Origin of the sequence: Pseudomonas sp. Z003-0.4C(8344-21) (assembly GCF_900104975.1) — a bacterium.
Lineage (GTDB): Bacteria > Pseudomonadota > Gammaproteobacteria > Pseudomonadales > Pseudomonadaceae > Aquipseudomonas > Aquipseudomonas granadensis.
On sequence record NZ_LT629756.1, the window covers coordinates 2,045,364 to 2,061,390 of the forward strand.

Genomic DNA, 16,027 nt, shown 5'->3' on the forward strand with positions numbered 1-16,027 from the left:
CGTTTGCAAAATCTGTGTACGCCACCAATCCTGTGGGAGCTGGCTTGCCAGCGATGGGATCACCACCGCTCAGCGGTTGGAATCCAGAAGCTGCATCCGCGCGATATAAGCGCGGATTTCCTGCTCTGCCTTCTCATGACTATCAAACGGCCCCTCAAGGGTATTTTCCCGGGTGCTGAAAAACAGTTGGCCGTTGATCCGGCACACCCGGTCGCTGCGAAAACGGGTGGCGGGGGCGCTGTCCTCGGCGCGCATGGCTAACATGATCGGTCTCCCCGGCGGTTGATTTGAATGTCAACTGAGCTTATCCCTGAAGCACTTGGCCTGCGCGGCGAGTCGATCAACGGCAACGCGTCAACATAATGCTGCGACCTGCACAGTTGCATTCGCGGCCTGTGTGCAACTGTCCCTGTGTCACAACGCAATGCGCGCCTAGAATGGCGATTCTTGTCAGCAGGCTTTTGGGGTTCGCATGCACATTTCGTCCGGTCGCTGGGTCTATGGATTGTTCCTCGCGCTGCTGACCGCGTTGCTCTGGGGCATTCTGCCGATCAAACTGAAACAGGTGCTGCTGGTGATGGACCCGGTCACCGTGACCTGGTTTCGCCTGCTGGTATCCGGCGGCTGTCTGTTCCTTTATCTGGCGTCGGTCAAACGTCTACCCAGTCGCAAAGTGCTCGGGCCCAAGGGCGGCTGGCTAGTGCTGATGGCCGTGCTCGGATTGGTCGGCAACTACGTGCTGTACCTGATGGGTCTGAACCTGCTCAGCCCCGGCACCGCGCAACTGGTGGTACAGATGGGCCCGATCATGCTGCTGATCGCCAGTCTGTTTGTGTTCAAGGAGCGCTTCAGCATTGGCCAGGGCATCGGTTTGCTGGTGTTGCTGATCGGCTTCGGGCTGTTTTTCAATCAGCGTCTGGCAGAGCTGTTGACCTCGCTGTCGGATTACACCGCGGGGGTCTTGCTGGTGCTGCTGGCGTCGACCGTGTGGACCTTTTACGCGCTGGGCCAGAAGCAATTGCTGACGGTGTGGAATTCGCTGCAAGTGATGATGGTGATCTATCTGTTCTGTGCCTTGTTGCTGACGCCGTGGGTGCATCCGCTCGAAGCGCTGAACCTGAGCCCGCTGCAAGGCTGGTTGCTGCTGGCCTGCTGCCTGAACACGCTGATCGCCTACGGCGCGTTCGCTGAAGCGCTGGCGCATTGGGAAGCGTCGCGGGTCAGTGCAACCCTGGCGATCACACCGCTGGTGACGTTCGCGGCGGTGGCGATGGCCGCGCGGGTCTGGCCGGAGTATGTGCACGCCGAGCAGATCAATGCGCTGGGCTATGGCGGGGCAGTGCTGGTGGTGTTGGGGTCGGCGCTGGTGGCGTTGGGGCCTTCGTTGATTGCCGGGCTCAAGGCGCGGCGGATCAAGATGGCAGCCAGTTAGACCGAGTCGGGGCCATCGCGAGCAGGCTCACTCCTGCAGGGGACCGCATTCGCCCTGTAGGAGTGAGCCTGCTCGCGATGACTGACTAAGAAACGCTACAAATCTCAGCCCTTGGCCCCGGCCTCGATCATGTTCTCCGGCCGCACCCACGCATCAAACTCTTCATCGGTCAGATACCCCAATTGCAACGCCGCTTCGCGCAAGGTCAGCCCTTCGCTGTAGGCCTTCTTGGCGATCTCCGCCGATTTGTCATAACCGATGTGCGGGTTCAGCGCCGTCACCAGCATCAGCCCACGCTCCAGGTGGCGGGCCATGGCCTCGGCGTCAGGTTCCAGCCCGGCGATGCAATGCTGCTGGAAGTTGCTGCAGCCATCGGCGAGTAGACGGATCGATTGCAGCAGGTTGTGGATGATCACCGGTTTGTACACGTTCAACTGCAAGTGACCTTGACTGGCGGCAATGCCGATCGTCACGTCGTTGCCCAAGACCTGACAGGCGAGCATCGACAGCGCTTCGCACTGAGTCGGGTTGACCTTGCCGGGCATGATCGAACTACCCGGCTCGTTGGCCGGTAGTTTCACCTCGGCAAACCCCGCGCGGGGACCGGAGCCGAGCAGACGCAGGTCGTTGGCGATTTTCATCAGCGCCACGGCGAGGGTTTTCAGCGCGCCGGAGAGGCTCGTCAGCGGTTCGTGGCCGGCGAGGGCGGCGAACTTGTTCGGTGCGGTCACGAACGGCAGGCCGGACAACGCCGCCAGTTCCGCGGCAATCGCCTCACCAAAACCATGCGGCGAGTTCAACCCGGTGCCGACTGCGGTGCCGCCCTGGGCCAGTTCACACACCGCCGGCAATGCGGCGCGAATTGCCCGTTCGGCGTAATCCAGTTGCGCTATGAAGCCCGACAACTCTTGCCCGAAGGTGATCGGCGTCGCGTCCATCATGTGCGTGCGCCCGGTTTTCACCAGTTTCATGTGGCGCGCCGCGAGTTCGGCGAGGCCACCGGACAGTTCGCTGATGGCTGGCAGCAATTGCTCCTGCACGGCTTGTGCAGTGGCGATGCTCATCGCGGTGGGGAAGCAGTCGTTGGAGCTTTGCGAGCGGTTGACGTGATCGTTCGGGTGCACCGGCGTCTTGCCGCCGCGCGGGTTGCCGGCCAGTTCGTTGGCGCGACCGGCGATCACTTCGTTGACGTTCATGTTGCTCTGGGTGCCGCTGCCGGTCTGCCAGACCACCAGCGGGAACTGGTCGTCGTGCTGGCCGTCGAGCACTTCGTCGGCGGCCTGTTCGATCAGCCGGGCGATGTCGGCAGGCAAATCGCCGTTGCGGTCATTGACCCGTGCGGCGGCTTTCTTGATCAGGGCCAGGGCGTGCAATACCGGTAGCGGCATGCGTTCCTGACCAATGGCGAAGTTGATCAGCGAGCGTTGCGTCTGAGCACCCCAGTAAGCGTCGTCCGGGACTTCGATCTGGCCCAGGCTGTCGGTTTCGATACGGCTCATCGTGCACACTCCTGTTGGTCTGTTTGCGCAGTTTAGGCCGGCATCGGCCGTGGTGGTTCCATCGACTCGATTGTTGACCGGCCGACCCGGTCAATCAAGCGCGGCAAGGCTTGGGGGTTGAGCCGCGGCAATCGTTAGGCGCAGAATGGTCGCCCTTGGGGTTTGACCTCGCTTTGCTTAAAAGGAAACTCGATGACTCGTCTTCGTGCCATCTGTACCGCGGTTGCACTGGTTTGCGCCAGCGGCCAGGTGCTTGCCGATACCGCCAGCCACAACGCCAGTGCCGAAGCCTTCCTGACCCTGGCTCACGCTGACAAACTGGGCACTCCGGTGTACATGCAAGTGCAGCAAATGTTTGCCCAGCGTTTTGAGCAGACCAAAGCCCCCGAGGCCAAGAAAGCCGTCCTCGAAACCTACCAGGCCAAGGCCAACGCCGCGCTGGACCAGGCCATTGGCTGGAACAAGCTCAAGCCCGACATGGTCAAGCTCTACACCAGCAACTTCAGCGAATCCGAGCTTAAGGACCTGGTCGCGTTCTACCAGTCGCCACTGGGTAAAAAGGTCCTGGAAAAAATGCCGCAGCTGACCCAGCAATCGGCGCAGATGACCCAGGGCAAGCTGGAAAGCGCTGTGCCAGTGGTCAACAAGCTGCTCGACGACATGACCAAAGAGCTGACCCCGGCCGCTGCACCGGCCAAGAAGAAGTAAGCGGAGTTCGTGATGACCATGCAACAACGCATCGAATCGACGCTGGGCCTGCTGCAGCCTGAGCATCTGCAAGTGCTGGATGAAAGCCACATGCACAGTCGCGGGTTACAGACGCACTACAAGGCCGTGGTGGTCAGCGCGCAGTTCGAAGGCCTGAACCGGGTCAAGCGCCACCAGAAAGTCTACGGCACGCTCGGCGAGCTGATGGGCGAGTTCCATGCGTTGGCGCTGCACACCTACACCCCGCAGGAATGGGCAGAAGTGGGCGCTGCACCGGCGTCGCCAACTTGTGCCGGAGGAGATCAGCGATAAGCGGCAAGCTGCAAGTTGAAGGCGGATGAGTTTTGGCTTGCCGCTTTAAGCTTGGAGCTTGTAGCTGCTTTTTTGCTAAAATCCCGACGCGCCGCTTAGCCGGCGCGTTTTTTTTGAATCCGGTTCACCCTTTGCGAGGGTAGCCACCTGGAGAAATACCCATGACACAACCGATTGTCGTGGCGGCACTGTATAAGTTCGTCACCCTCGAAGATTACGTTGACCTGCGCGAGCCACTGCTGCAGGCGATGGTCGACAACGGCATCAAAGGCACTCTGCTGATTGCCGAAGAAGGCATCAACGGTACTGTTTCCGGCACCCGCGAAGGCATTGACGGCCTGCTCGCCTGGCTGAAAAACGATCCACGCATGATCGACATCGATCACAAGGAATCGTACTGCGACGAACAACCGTTCTACCGCACCAAGGTCAAGCTGAAGAAAGAAATCGTCACCCTCGGCGTCGAAGGCGTGGACCCGAACAAGAAGGTCGGCACCTACGTCGAACCGCAGGACTGGAACGCGCTGATCAGCGACCCGGAAGTCCTGCTGATCGACACGCGCAACGATTACGAAGTGGCGATCGGCACTTTTGAAGGCGCCATCGATCCGAAAACCACCAGTTTTCGCGAATTCCCCGAATACATCAAAGAGCACTTCGATCCGGCCGTGCACAAGAAGGTCGCGATGTTCTGCACCGGCGGCATCCGCTGTGAAAAAGCCTCGAGCTACATGCTCGGCGAAGGGTTCGAAGAGGTTTATCACCTCAAGGGCGGCATTCTGAAGTACCTCGAAGAGGTGCCGCAGGAAGAAACCAGGTGGCAGGGCGACTGCTTCGTGTTCGACAACCGCGTCACCGTGCGCCACGACCTCAGCGAAGGCGACTACGATCAATGTCATGCCTGCCGCACTCCGGTCAGCGTTGAAGATCGCGCCTCCGAGCATTACGTGGCCGGCATCAGTTGCCCGCATTGCTGGGACAAGCTCAGCGAGAAAACCCGCCGCAGCGCCATCGACCGGCAAAAGCAGATCGAACTGGCCAAGGCGCGTAACCAGCCGCACCCGATCGGCTACAACTACAAGCAAGCATCCACCGAGGCCTGATCATGTCTGCGCGCCTGCTCTATGTGATGGATCCGATGTGTTCGTGGTGCTGGGGTTTTGCTCCGGTGGCCAAGGCCTTGGTCGAGCAGGCGCAGGCAGCCGGGGTCGAGCTGCATCTGGTGGTCGGCGGCTTGCGCACCGGCAGCGGCGCGGCGCTGGAACCGACCACGCGTCGCTACATCCTTGAACACTGGCAGGCGGTCACCGAGGCCACCGGCCAGCCGTTCAAGCTCGACGGGGCATTGCCGGACGGTTTTGTCTACGACACTGAACCGGCCTGCCGCGCCATCGTCACCGCGCGCAGTCTGGCGCCGGATTGCGCCTGGACGCTGGTCGGCCTGATCCAGCAGGCGTTCTACGTTGAAGGTCGCGACGTCACCCAGGCCAGCGTGCTGGTCGAGCTCGCCGAGCAGGCAGGTGTGCCGCGCATCGAGTTCGCCGCATTGTTTGATCATGCCGACCAATACAAAGCCACCCAGGCCGATTTCACCTGGGTCCAGGATCTGGGCATCGCCGGTTTCCCGACCCTGCTGGCCGAGCGCAACGGTCAACTGGCGCTGCTGACCAATGGCTATCAACCGCTCAGCGAGCTGGCGCCGTTGCTCGGCCGCTGGCTGGAGCGCGCCGCCTGTGCCTGACCTTGGCGATGACACGGCAGCTGGCAAGCAAGGCGACCGGCTGAGCTGGGCAGAAGTCCGGCGCCTGGCACTCACACACAAGAAATCTCTGTGGATCGCCAACGGCGTGGCCGTGCTGGCGACGCTGTGCAGCGTGCCGATTCCGCTGTTGCTGCCGTTACTGGTCGATGAAGTGCTGCTAGGCCACGGCGATGCGGCGCTGAAAGTCATGAACCATTTCCTGCCGAGCATGTGGCAGCAGGCGGCGGGCTATATCGGCCTGATGCTGGTGGTTACGTTGACTTTGCGTTGCAGCGCGTTGTGCTTTGGCGTGTTGCAGTCGCGGTTGTTTGCGCGGTTGGCCAAGGACATCGTCTACCGCATCCGCGTGCGCCTGATCGAGCGGCTGAAACGCATCTCTCTCGGTGAATACGAAAGCCTGGGCAGTGGCACGGTCACTACGCATCTGGTTACCGACCTGGACACCCTCGACAAGTTTGTCGGGGAAACCCTCAGCCGCTTTCTGGTGGCGATGCTCACGCTGGTCGGCACCGCCAGCATTCTCATGTGGATGCACTGGAAACTGGCGCTGCTGATTCTGCTGTTCAACCCGCTGGTGATCTACGCCACGGTGCAGTTGGGCAAACGCGTCAAGCACCTGAAGAAACTCGAGAACGACAGCACTGCGCGCTTCACCCAGGCGCTGAGCGAAACCCTCGATGCGATTCAGGAAGTGCGCGCCGGCAATCGCCAGGGCTTTTTCCTCGGACGCCTCGGCCTGCGCGCGCAGGAAGTGCGCAACTACGCGGTCAATTCGCAGTGGAAAACCGACGCCTCGAACCGTGCCAGTGGTTTGCTGTTCCAGTTCGGCATCGATATTTTCCGTGCGGCGGCAATGCTCACCGTGTTGTTTTCCGACCTGTCGATCGGGCAGATGCTCGCGGTGTTCAGTTACCTGTGGTTCATGATCGGCCCGGTCGAACAACTGCTCAATCTGCAATACGCCTATTACGCGGCGGGTGGGGCGCTGGCGCGGATCAACGAACTGCTGGCGCGCGCCGATGAGCCGCAATACCCGGGCGGTGTCGATCCGTTCAAGGGCCGCGACACCGTCGGCATTCAGGTGCAAGGCCTGAGTTTCAGCTATGGCGATGAGTTGGTGCTGGATCAGATGAACCTGTCGATTGCGCCGGGCGAGAAGGTGGCCATCGTCGGCGCCAGCGGGGGCGGCAAAAGTACCTTGGTGCAGTTGCTTCTCGGGCTGTACACGCCGCTGGCCGGGACCATCCGTTTCGGCGGCTCGACCCAGCAGGACATCGGCCTGGAAACCGTGCGGGAAAACGTTGCGGTGGTTTTGCAGCATCCGGCGCTGTTCAACGACACAGTGCGCGCCAACCTCACCATGGGCCGCACCCGCAGCGACGAAGCCTGCTGGCAGGCGCTGCAAATCGCCCAGCTTGAAGCCACTGTGCGCGCCTTGCCCAACGGCCTCGACAGCATCGTCGGACGCTCCGGCGTGCGTCTGTCCGGCGGTCAGCGCCAGCGTCTGGCGATTGCGCGAATGATCCTCGCCGAGCCGAAAGTGGTGATCCTCGACGAAGCCACCTCGGCCCTCGACGCCGCTACCGAATACAACCTGCATCAGGCCATGGCGCGCTTCCTCAACGGCCGCACCACGCTGATCATTGCCCACCGCTTGTCGGCAGTGAAGCAAGCCGATCGCGTGCTGGTGTTCGACGATGGTCAGATTGCCGAAGACGGTGATCATCAGCAATTGATTGCCGATGGCGGGCTGTATGCCAAGCTCTACGGTCATCTGCAGCAGATCCAGCGGCCTTGAAATTCAGTGCGGTTTCTGTGCTTAGTGCTTGAATTGCATCGAGTAAAACCCCTTCAAACGCTGCTTCGGGCCGGCGGCTTGCACAATCGACGTAGAGGACGGCAGAGCTGTCCCTTTGACAGGTCGAAAATTAGCCTAGGCTGAGCTGTCAGGAGCGGGATTTTTCCGGTGTCCATCTGGCAGTGCTTGCGCAAGGGATCTCATGAAGCAAAAGCGGACTCTCGGAACGCCACGGTTGTTGGGCATCGTCTGGCCATTTATTGCCGTTGTGTTATTTCAAGCGTTGTTGGGTGGCGTCAGCCTGTATGTGCTTTCGGCCGTTCGCGGCTACGTTGCCGGTGAAAGTCTCTGGTCCAAGGGCCAGAAAGACGCGATCTATTACCTCAATCTGTATGCCGACAGCCGCGACGAGGCGATTTTTCTCAAGTATCGCGAGGCGATCGGCGTGCCGCAGGGCGGGCATCAGTTGCGGCTGGCGCTGGACCGCCAGCCGCCGGACCTGGCTGCCGCGCGCGAAGGCATTCTCAAGGGCGGCAACCACCCCGATGATGTTTCAAGCCTGATCTGGCTGTACCTCAATTTCCGTCATTTCAGTTATCTGGAAACCGCCATCGATCGCTGGACGGTCGGTGATGGCTATCTGGACCAACTCGATGAGGTCGCCCAGGAAATGCATCGCGGCATTTCGCAGAGTTCAGCGAGCGACGCCGATATCCAGCACTGGAAGACGCGGATCTTCAACATCAACGATGCCGTGACCCCAGCCGCCAAGGCCTTCAGCGATGCTTTGGGCGAAGGCTCGCGGATGATCATGCGCCTGTTGCTGTTCACCAATCTGGCCACGGCGCTTGGGCTGATCGTCCTGGCGCTGTGGCGCACGCACAAATTGCTCAAGCAACGTCACGCCTTCGCCGAGGCGCTGCAACTGGAGAAAGACCGCGCGCACGTCACCCTGCATTCGATCGGTGATGGCGTCATCACTACCGACGTCAGCGGCGCCATCGACTACATGAACCCCGCCGCCGAAGCGATGACCCACTGGAAGGCCGAGCAGGCCGCCGGGCTGCCACTCTCTGCGCTGTTCAATTTGCTCGATGACAACGCCCAGGCCGAAGGGTTGACGCTGATCGAGCACATTCTCAGCGGCAAGCTCAGCGGCGGCAGCGAGCATTCGAAACTGATTCAGCGCCTGGACGGCAGCACCTTGTCGGTGACCCTGGTCGGTGCGCCGATCCGCAATGCCGGCAAGGTCAGCGGCACGGTACTGGTGCTGCACGACATGACGCAGGAGCGCCAGTACATCGCCAATCTGTCGTGGCAGGCCACCCACGATGCGTTGACTGGGCTGGCCAACCGCCGCGAGTTCGAATACCGCCTCGAGCAGGCGCTGCACAACCTCACGCGTCAGGCCGGGCGGCATGCGTTGATGTTTCTCGATCTGGATCAATTCAAGCTGGTCAACGACACCTGCGGTCACGCCGCCGGCGATGAGCTGTTGCGACACATCTGTACGCTGCTGCAATCGGGCCTGCGCGAGGGCGATACGCTCGCGCGTTTGGGCGGTGACGAATTCGGCATTCTGTTGGAGAACTGCGCCCCCGAAGCGGCGGAAAAGATCGCCGATTCGCTGCGTCAGACCGTGCAAAACCTGCACTTTGTCTGGAAGGGACGGCCATTTCTGACCACGGTAAGCATCGGCCTGGTGCATGTCGCGCAGACTCCGACCACCCTTGAAGCCTCGCTGCGCGCTGCCGATATGGCCTGTTACATGGCCAAGGAAAAGGGCCGCAATCGCGTGCAGGTCTACCATGCCGATGACTCCGAGCTGTCGCTGCGCTTTGGGGAAATGGCCTGGGTGCAGCGGCTGCACATGGCGCTGGAAGAAAACCGGTTTTGTCTGTACGCCCAGGAAATCGCCCCGCTCAAGCCGACTCACGGCGAGGCTGGGCACATCGAGATTCTGCTGCGTCTGCACGATGAGTCCGGACGGATGATCTTGCCTGACAGTTTCATTCCCGCCGCCGAGCGTTATGGTTTGATGACTCAACTAGACCGTTGGGTAGTTCAGAACGTATTTAAAGTTATTGCCCAATGTATTGCCCAGGAACATCAGCGCCCATTAGCAATGTGTGCGATTAATCTGTCAGGAATTACTATAGGAGATGACGCGTTCTTGCACTTTCTGCGCGAACAGTTTGTTAACTACAACATACCGCCTGAAATGATTTGTTTTGAAATTACTGAGACCAGTGCAATTGCAAATCTCGGCAGTGCAATCAGATTCATTAATGAACTCAAGGGCTTAGGTTGCTATTTTTCACTGGATGATTTTTGTGCCGGAATGTCTTCGTTCGCTTATTTGAAACATTTGCCTGTAGACTTCCTGAAGATCGACGGAAGTTTCGTAAAGGACATGCTGGACGACCCGATTAACCGGGCGATGGTCGAAGTGATCAATCACATCGGGCATGTCATGGGCAAGCAGACGATTGCCGAGTTTGTTGAAACAGCCCAGATCGAGCAGGCATTGCTTGAAATCGGAGTCGACTACGCTCAGGGTTATGTCATCGAACGCCCGCAGTTGTTTACCTGTGACAGTTTGCAAAGTAGATCCGCCAGACCGCAGCCGCTGTTATTCAAAGCGCCTGGCACGTTCCGTTGAAGTTTTCTGCCGATCCTTACAATCACAACTCAAAAGGAGCCGAACAGTGATCGACACATTCAACCGAACCGGACCCCTCATGGAAGCTGCAAGTTATCCTGGCTGGGCACAACAGCTGATTCAGGATTGCAGCGAGAGCAAGCGCCGGGTTGTCGAACATGAACTTTACCTGCGCATGCGTGATAACAAGCTCAGCGCCAGAACCATGCGTCAGTACCTGATTGGTGGCTGGCCGGTGGTTGAGCAATTTGCCTTGTACATGGCGCAGAACCTTACCAAGACCCGTTTCGCTCGCCATCCGGGAGAGGACATGGCGCGACGCTGGCTGATGCGCAACATTCGCGTCGAACTCAATCACGCCGATTACTGGGTGCACTGGAGCAGGGCCCACGGCGTTAGCCTGGAAGACCTTCAGGCCCAACACGTGCCGCCGGAATTGCATGCCTTGAGTCATTGGTGCTGGCACACCAGCTCAGCCGATTCGTTGATCGTCGCCATTGCCGCGACCAACTACGCCATCGAAGGCGCTACCGGGGAGTGGTCGGCGGTGGTCTGCTCCACCGGCGTCTACGCTGCCGCGTTTCCCGAAGAGGAACGCAAGCGTGCGATGAAGTGGCTGAAGATGCATGCGCAGTACGACGACGCGCATCCGTGGGAAGCCCTTGAAATCATCTGCACCCTGGCCGGCATGAACCCAGGCAAGGCCTTGCAGGCCGAACTGCGCCAGGCAATCTGCAAAAGCTACGACTACATGTACCTGTTCCTTGAACGCTGCATGCAGCTAGAGACGTCGGAGCGCGCAGTGCACAACCGCGAGCGCAGGGCGGTAGTCGAGAATTGATCGGTCGCTAACCCGGGTAAAACTGAGCGAGCCTGCTCGCGATAGCGGTGTGTCATTCAATGATTGCATTGGCTGACTCACCGCATCGCGAGCAGGCTCGCTCCTACAATCGTTTTGTGGTGGCTGGGGAAACTCAGCCCGCCATCGCGAGGCGGTTACGACCTTCACGCTTGGCCACGTACAGCGCGCTGTCGGCCCGTCGCAGCAGGCTGTCGGCTGATTCGCCGGGCAGCAATGTCGAACAACCAAGGCTGACCGTCAGTTCGATCAACTGGCCATCGGCGTAATACTCGGCGGTCTGCGTCGCGTAACGCAGCCGTTCGCCGACCATCGCTGCGGCCTCGCGGCTGGTGTTGGACAGCAGGATCAGGAACTCTTCCCCGCCATATCGAAACACCATGTCGACATTGCGCAACTGCGCTTTCAGCGTCGCAGCAATCGCTTTCAGCACGTTATCGCCGGCGCTATGACCATGACTGTCATTGACCCGTTTGAAATGGTCGATGTCGATCATCAGCAGTGACAACGGTTGTTGATGACGCCGCGCCATGTCGATTTCGCGTTGCAGGGTCTGCTCCATGGCGATGCGGTTGCCGGCGCCGGTCAGCGGATCGCGCAGCGCGCTCTGCGTTGCTTCGCGATAGAGCAGGGCGTTGCGCATCGGGTACAGCAAGGACGACAGCAACGATTCCAGTTGGCCTTGTTCAAGCTCGCTGAAACGCTGGTTGCGGCGGAACACCACTTCGCCCAGATGCTCGCCTTCATGACTCAGGCTATAGCTGATCGAGTGATGGCCACGGCTACCGAACTCCAGGCGCAGATCGCTTCCCTGATGCGCATAAACCAAGGCGTCCAGCGGCACCAGGCGCTGAACTTCGCGGAAAAACAGACCGAGGATGCGTTGCGGTTCGAGGCTGGTCTGCAGTTGCAGGCTCATCTGCTGGCGCAGTTGCGCCAGACTGGCCGGACGCTCCAGCAGGGGAGGCAGTTGACCAAAGCCCAGGCGCTGCAATTTGGCACTGTCGAAGTCAATCGCATTGGTCTGGGTGGGTGATTTCATATGGCGTGAGCCCCTAAGCAGTAAGTCTGTCTTACAGGCTGGGTGAGGGCGGCGATGGGCTGCGCGTCATACTGGTCCGTCAGTCCCGTAGGACATCTGGCGTAAGTCTAGTCTGCCGGATGACGATAAGTCAGCTATCGAAATCGGTCTCGCCCCATTGCCTTCACACGGCATGCTTTGAGGAACGTTAGAGCGAAAGTCATGCCAATCGGTTCGCTTTAATTTAAAGCGATTAAAATCAACAGGTTGAATAAAGGCTGAGCGGGTCGCTGCCGGGAATTTGGCTGATTTATGACGGTTACAGGCGGCAAAGGTCTGCCGCGACAGCAATCTGCCGCGGCAACAAAAGCGACGTGTGGCAGTTACTGCGCGTTGAACGCCTGACCGTTGATCCCGGCACTGTCCGGGCCCATCAGGTACAGGTACACCGGCATGATCTCTTCCGGGGTCGGGTTGTTCAGCGGGTTTTCTCCTGGATAGGCTTGCGCACGCATGCTGGTGCGGGTGCCACCCGGGTTGATGCTGTTGGAACGCACCGGCGCCACGCCGTCGACTTCATCGGCCAGGGTTTGCATCAGGCCTTCGGTGGCGAACTTCGACACGCCGTACGCGCCCCAATAGGCGCGACCCTTTCGGCCCACGCTGCTGGAGGTGAACACCACCGAGGCGTCCTGCGACAGCTTGAGCAGCGGCAGCAGGGTGCTGGTCAGCATGAACATGGCGTTGACGTTGACCTGCATCACGCGCATGAAATTCTCGCCGGACAACTGTTCGATCGGCGTGCGCGGGCCGATGATCGAGGCGTTGTGCAGCAGACCGTCGAGATGGCCGAACTCGGTTTCGATCATTGCTGCCAGTTCATCGTATTGATGGGGCAGGGCGGTTTCGAGGTTGAACGGGATCACCGCCGGTTGCGGATGGCCCGCCGCTTCGATTGCGTCGTAGACCTCGGTCAGATTGGCTTCGGTCTTGCCCAGCAGCAGCACCGTGGCGCCATGGGCGGCGTAGGTTTTCGCCGCCGCTGCACCGATGCCGCGACCGGCACCGGTGACCAGAATGACCCGATCCTTGAGCAATTCGGGACGAGCGGTGTAATCAAACATAAACAACCTCTTCAAGAGTCAGAGCGTACGCGCTTTGCACGGCAATCCAGCCTGTGCCCCTTCGCGTCAGGTTCAGCAGCTGCACAGCGCGTTATCGAGCACCTTGCGCAACTCCAGCGGATGATCGACTACCACGTCCGCACCCCAGTGACGTGGGTGATCGTCCGGGTGAATGTAGCCGTAGGTCACCGCGCAGGTCCTGGTCCCGGCGGCGCGGCCGGATTCGATGTCGCGCAGATCATCGCCGATAAACAGTACCGTCGACGGATCCAGATCAAGCATGCTGCATGCGAGGGTTAGCGGCTCTGGATCGGGCTTGCTGTTTTTCACGTGATCCGGGCAGATCAGCAGCGCCGAGCGCTCGGCCAGCCCCAGTCGCTGCATGATCGGCTCGGCGAAACGCACCGGCTTGTTGGTGACCACGCCCCAGATCAGGTTGGCTTTTTCGATGTCGACCAACAGTTCGGCCATGCCGTCGAACAGCTTGCTGTGCACTGCGCAGCCGACCAGATAACGCTCGAGAAATTCCTGACGCAACTCCTCGAAGCCCGGCGATTCCGGGTCCATCGAAAAGGTCACCGCGACCATGGCTTTGGCGCCACCGGAAATCTCGTCGCGGATGTGCTTGTCGTTGATCGGCGGCAAGCCGCGATCGGCGCGCATGGCCTGGCAGATGGCGATGAAGTCCGGTGCCGTGTCGAGCAGGGTACCGTCCATGTCAAAGAGAACCGCTCTGATAGCCATGCTTATTCCTCGCGCAGGGTCTGGATCATGTAGTTGACGTCAACATCGTTGGACAGCTTGTAGTGCTTGGTCAGCGGGTTGTACGTCAGGCCGATGATGTCCTTGACGGTCAGGCCAGCCATGCGGCTCCACGCGCCCAGTTCGGAGGGGCGAATGAATTTCTTGAAGTCGTGGGTGCCGCGCGGCAGCAGCTTCATGATGTATTCGGCGCCGATGATCGCGAACAGGTACGCCTTCGGATTGCGGTTGATGGTCGAGAAGAACACCTGGCCGCCGGGTTTGACCATGCGGAAACAGGCGCGGATTACCGACGATGGGTCCGGAACGTGCTCAAGCATTTCCAGGCAGGTGACCACGTCGAACTGCTCGGGCATTTCTTCGGCCAGCGCTTCGGCCGTGATCTGCCGATATTCGACGCTGACGCCGGACTCCAGTTGATGCAGTTGCGCGACCGCCAGCGGCGCTTCGCCCATGTCGATGCCCATCACGGTCGCGCCGCGCTGGGCCATGGCTTCACTGAGGATGCCGCCGCCGCAACCGACGTCGAGGACTTTCTTGCCGGCCAGATTGACCCGCTCGTCGATCCAGTTGACGCGCAGCGGGTTGATGTCGTGCAGCGGTTTGAATTCGCTTTCACGATCCCACCAGCGATGGGCCAGGGCCTCGAATTTGGCGATTTCGGCGTGGTCGACGTTGCTCATGTTCAAATCCTCGAAAAACTTCAAAAAGGCTGTAGCCGCGGAGTCTGCTCCACGGTGTTTACGATTCGGTGTGGCCGCTGATGCGCTGGCCCCAATGGCGCGCGGTCGCGCCCAGTTGCTGTTCGTCCATGCGGGTCAGGCGCCGGTCGTCGAGCAGTGGCTTGCCGGCGACCCACAGGTGTTTCACGCAATCGCGGCCGGTGGCATAAATAAGCTGCGAAACCGGGTCATACACCGGCTGCTGCGCCAGACCGGACAGATCGAAAGCCACGATGTCTGCGGCTTTGCCTATTTCCAGCGAGCCGACTTGCGCGTCGATCCCCAGTGCCCGTGCTCCGTTGAGCGTCGCCATGCGCAGCGCACGGTGGGCGTCCAGCGCGGTGGCCGAACCGGCAACGGCTTTGGCCAGCAAGGCCGCGGTGCGGGTTTCACCGAGCAGGTCGAGATCGTTGTTGCTGGCGGCGCCATCGGTGCCGACCGCGACATTCACTCCAGCCTGCCACAAACGCTCGACCGGGCAAAAACCGCTGGCCAGTTTGAGGTTCGACTCTGGGCAGTGGATCACGCTGGTGTTGCTTTCTACCAGCAGCGCGAGGTCGTCATCGCTGATCTGGGTCATGTGCACAGCCTGGAAGCGCGGCCCGAGCAGGCCGAGGCGGCCCAGACGCGCCAGTGGCCGCTCGCCGGTCTGCTCGACGGCCTGCTGGACCTCGAAGGCGGTTTCATGAACGTGCATGTGGATCGCCGCGTCCAGCTCCTCGGCAATCACGCGGATTTTTTCCAGATTGTCGTCCCCGACGGTGTACGGTGCGTGAGGGCCGAAAGTGATCTTGATGCGGTCGTGATGCTTCAGATCGCCGAACAGCTCGACGCCCTGACGGATGGCTTCATCGGCGCTGCTGGCGCCCGGGATCGGGAAATCGAGGATCGGAATGGCGATCTGCGCGCGAATACCGCTGTTGTGCACGCGCTCGCTGGCGACCTTGGGGTAGAAATACATGTCGGAAAAACAGCTGATGCCGCCCTTGATCTGCTCGGCAATGGCCAGATCGGTGCCGTCACGGACGAAATCTTCATCGACCCATTTGGCCTCGGCCGGCCAGATGTGATTTTCCAGCCAGGTCATCAGCGGCAGGTCGTCCGCCAGGCCGCGGAACAACGTCATCGCAGCGTGACCGTGAGCATTGATCAGGCCAGGGGCGAGCAGCACATCCGGCAATTCACGGATTTCAGTGGCGTTACACTTCAGCGCTTCGGCGCGCGGGCCGATAAACACGATGCAACCGTCACGGATGCCCAGGCCGTGCTCCTTGAGCACGACGCCAGCGGGTTCGACGGGGACCAGCCAGGTCGGCAGCAATAAAAGGTCGAGCGCAATGGCAGGTTTGGGCATCGGGAGTCGGTT

15 protein-coding genes are annotated in these 16,027 nt (G+C 60.4%); 8 read left to right on the forward strand and 7 right to left on the reverse strand.

The annotated features are described in order from the left end of the window. Nucleotides 1-69: 69 nt before the first annotated feature. Nucleotides 70-264 carry a DUF6316 family protein gene (locus tag BLU24_RS09460; RefSeq protein WP_093099493.1) on the reverse strand — a complete coding sequence of 65 codons (195 nt, stop codon included), beginning with the start codon at nt 262-264 and terminating at the stop codon, nt 70-72. A gap of 208 nt (nt 265-472) precedes the next feature. On the opposite strand from BLU24_RS09460, the gene BLU24_RS09465 reads away from it, so the two are divergent. After that, nucleotides 473-1,432, forward strand: coding sequence for a DMT family transporter (locus tag BLU24_RS09465; RefSeq protein WP_093099495.1), 960 nt, complete (start codon nt 473-475; stop codon nt 1,430-1,432). A 104-nt stretch (nt 1,433-1,536) separates the two neighbouring features. Here the strand turns inward: BLU24_RS09465 and BLU24_RS09470 are convergent, their stop codons facing one another. Beyond that, nucleotides 1,537-2,931 carry a class II fumarate hydratase gene (locus BLU24_RS09470; protein ID WP_093099498.1) on the reverse strand — a complete coding sequence of 465 codons (1,395 nt, stop codon included), beginning with the start codon at nt 2,929-2,931 and terminating at the stop codon, nt 1,537-1,539. 192 nt (nt 2,932-3,123) lie between these two features. On the opposite strand from BLU24_RS09470, the gene BLU24_RS09475 reads away from it, so the two are divergent. From BLU24_RS09475 to BLU24_RS09505, 7 genes are all read left to right on the forward strand, one after another. Continuing rightward, the gene (locus BLU24_RS09475; protein ID WP_090285089.1) at nt 3,124-3,639 is read left to right on the forward strand and encodes a DUF2059 domain-containing protein; all 516 of its coding nucleotides are present in this window, start codon (nt 3,124-3,126) and stop codon (nt 3,637-3,639) included. Nucleotides 3,640-3,651: 12 nt separating this feature from the next. After that, nucleotides 3,652-3,951, forward strand: coding sequence for a BolA family protein (locus BLU24_RS09480; RefSeq protein WP_090285088.1), 300 nt, complete (start codon nt 3,652-3,654; stop codon nt 3,949-3,951). A gap of 161 nt (nt 3,952-4,112) precedes the next feature. Continuing rightward, nucleotides 4,113-5,054 (forward strand): oxygen-dependent tRNA uridine(34) hydroxylase TrhO, encoded by a 942-nt coding sequence (trhO, locus tag BLU24_RS09485; protein ID WP_090285086.1) that lies wholly within the window; start codon nt 4,113-4,115, stop codon nt 5,052-5,054. Between the two features lie 35 nt (nt 5,055-5,089). Next, complete coding sequence (locus BLU24_RS09490; protein WP_172833328.1) at nt 5,090-5,692, forward strand: DsbA family protein; 603 nt, start codon at nt 5,090-5,092, stop codon at nt 5,690-5,692. Continuing rightward, nucleotides 5,685-7,511, forward strand: a complete 1,827-nt coding sequence (locus BLU24_RS09495) for an ABC transporter ATP-binding protein (protein ID WP_093099504.1) — start codon at nt 5,685-5,687, stop codon at nt 7,509-7,511. Before BLU24_RS09490 ends, BLU24_RS09495 begins: the two co-directional genes overlap by 8 nt. Nucleotides 7,512-7,713: 202 nt before the next feature. Continuing rightward, entirely contained in the window at nt 7,714-10,173 is a 2,460-nt protein-coding gene (locus BLU24_RS09500) for an EAL domain-containing protein (protein WP_093099507.1), read from the forward strand. Between the two features lie 79 nt (nt 10,174-10,252). Then, a complete protein-coding gene (locus tag BLU24_RS09505) occupies nt 10,253-11,014 on the forward strand; it encodes a TenA family transcriptional regulator (RefSeq protein WP_418951641.1) in 762 nt (253 codons plus the stop codon). Nucleotides 11,015-11,147: 133 nt separating this feature from the next. Here the strand turns inward: BLU24_RS09505 and BLU24_RS09510 are convergent, their stop codons facing one another. The 5 genes from BLU24_RS09510 to BLU24_RS09530 all read right to left on the reverse strand — a co-directional run bounded on the left by BLU24_RS09510 (nt 11,148) and on the right by BLU24_RS09530 (nt 16,015). Beyond that, a complete protein-coding gene (locus BLU24_RS09510) occupies nt 11,148-12,074 on the reverse strand; it encodes a GGDEF domain-containing protein (protein ID WP_090285076.1) in 927 nt (308 codons plus the stop codon). A 362-nt stretch (nt 12,075-12,436) separates the two neighbouring features. After that, nucleotides 12,437-13,177: a YciK family oxidoreductase gene (locus BLU24_RS09515; RefSeq protein ID WP_090285074.1), complete on the reverse strand. Its 741-nt coding sequence runs from the start codon at nt 13,175-13,177 to the stop codon at nt 12,437-12,439. 72 nt (nt 13,178-13,249) lie between these two features. After that, nucleotides 13,250-13,921: an N-acetylmuramic acid 6-phosphate phosphatase MupP gene (gene mupP / locus BLU24_RS09520; RefSeq protein ID WP_093099513.1), complete on the reverse strand. Its 672-nt coding sequence runs from the start codon at nt 13,919-13,921 to the stop codon at nt 13,250-13,252. Nucleotides 13,922-13,923: 2 nt separating this feature from the next. Further along, nucleotides 13,924-14,622, reverse strand: a complete 699-nt coding sequence (gene ubiG, locus BLU24_RS09525; protein ID WP_090285070.1) for a bifunctional 2-polyprenyl-6-hydroxyphenol methylase/3-demethylubiquinol 3-O-methyltransferase UbiG — start codon at nt 14,620-14,622, stop codon at nt 13,924-13,926. Nucleotides 14,623-14,680: 58 nt separating this feature from the next. Continuing rightward, complete coding sequence (locus tag BLU24_RS09530; protein ID WP_093099516.1) at nt 14,681-16,015, reverse strand: TRZ/ATZ family hydrolase; 1,335 nt, start codon at nt 16,013-16,015, stop codon at nt 14,681-14,683. Nucleotides 16,016-16,027 lie beyond the last annotated feature (12 nt).

Bases quoted from the DNA above. Each gene is read 5' to 3' on its own strand.
- BLU24_RS09475 (WP_090285089.1), top strand. From the start codon at position 3,124: ATGACTCGTCTTCGTGCCATCTGTACCGCGGTTGCACTGGTTTGCGCC.
- BLU24_RS09460 (WP_093099493.1), bottom strand. From the start codon at position 264: ATGTTAGCCATGCGCGCCGAGGACAGCGCCCCCGCCACCCGTTTTCGC.
- BLU24_RS09465 (WP_093099495.1), top strand. From the start codon at position 473: ATGCACATTTCGTCCGGTCGCTGGGTCTATGGATTGTTCCTCGCGCTG.
- BLU24_RS09500 (WP_093099507.1), top strand. From the start codon at position 7,714: ATGAAGCAAAAGCGGACTCTCGGAACGCCACGGTTGTTGGGCATCGTC.
- ubiG (WP_090285070.1), bottom strand. From the start codon at position 14,622: ATGAGCAACGTCGACCACGCCGAAATCGCCAAATTCGAGGCCCTGGCC.
- BLU24_RS09515 (WP_090285074.1), bottom strand. From the start codon at position 13,177: ATGTTTGATTACACCGCTCGTCCCGAATTGCTCAAGGATCGGGTCATT.
- BLU24_RS09510 (WP_090285076.1), bottom strand. From the start codon at position 12,074: ATGAAATCACCCACCCAGACCAATGCGATTGACTTCGACAGTGCCAAA.
- BLU24_RS09505 (WP_418951641.1), top strand. From the start codon at position 10,253: ATGGAAGCTGCAAGTTATCCTGGCTGGGCACAACAGCTGATTCAGGAT.
- BLU24_RS09530 (WP_093099516.1), bottom strand. From the start codon at position 16,015: ATGCCCAAACCTGCCATTGCGCTCGACCTTTTATTGCTGCCGACCTGG.
- BLU24_RS09470 (WP_093099498.1), bottom strand. From the start codon at position 2,931: ATGAGCCGTATCGAAACCGACAGCCTGGGCCAGATCGAAGTCCCGGAC.
- trhO (WP_090285086.1), top strand. From the start codon at position 4,113: ATGACACAACCGATTGTCGTGGCGGCACTGTATAAGTTCGTCACCCTC.
- BLU24_RS09490 (WP_172833328.1), top strand. From the start codon at position 5,090: ATGTGTTCGTGGTGCTGGGGTTTTGCTCCGGTGGCCAAGGCCTTGGTC.
- BLU24_RS09480 (WP_090285088.1), top strand. From the start codon at position 3,652: ATGACCATGCAACAACGCATCGAATCGACGCTGGGCCTGCTGCAGCCT.
- mupP (WP_093099513.1), bottom strand. From the start codon at position 13,921: ATGGCTATCAGAGCGGTTCTCTTTGACATGGACGGTACCCTGCTCGAC.